This is a genomic window from Streptomyces sp. AC555_RSS877 (genome assembly GCF_019049245.1).
In the GTDB taxonomy this organism is placed as follows: Bacteria; Actinomycetota; Actinomycetes; order Streptomycetales; family Streptomycetaceae; genus Streptomyces.
This window is the reverse complement of record NZ_JAGMUK010000094.1, coordinates 1-316: the sequence shown is the minus strand read 5'-3', so window position 1 is coordinate 316 and position 316 is coordinate 1. Positions and strand designations below refer to the sequence as shown.

Annotated in this window: 1 pseudogene; it reads right to left on the bottom strand. The window is 72.8% G+C overall.

Going from position 1 to position 316, the window contains the following annotated elements:
• Positions 1 to 316: pseudogene (locus KUM49_RS35210) on the bottom strand (tetratricopeptide repeat protein); the annotation flags it as partial.

Below are 316 nucleotides of genomic sequence, written 5' to 3'. Positions count from 1 at the left end.
TATCGCGTGGAGAGGGTGTCCGGGTGGTCGGCCCCTCGCACGCGGGTCTCGTCCTTGAGGAGTTTGGCGAGGGCGGTGGCGGCGCTGGCCGGGTCTCCCGCCTCGCCGCGGAAGCGAGCAGCCCAATACCGTGTGTCGAGGGTGTCCGGGTGGTCGGCCCCTCGCACGCGGGTCTCGTCCTTGACGAGTTCGGCGAGGGCGGTGGCGGCGCTGGCCGGGTCTCCCGCCTCGCCGCGGAAGCGAGCAGCCTGATGCCGCGTGGAGAGGGTCTCCGGGTCGTCGGCCCCTCGCACGCGGACGTCGTCCTTGACGAGTT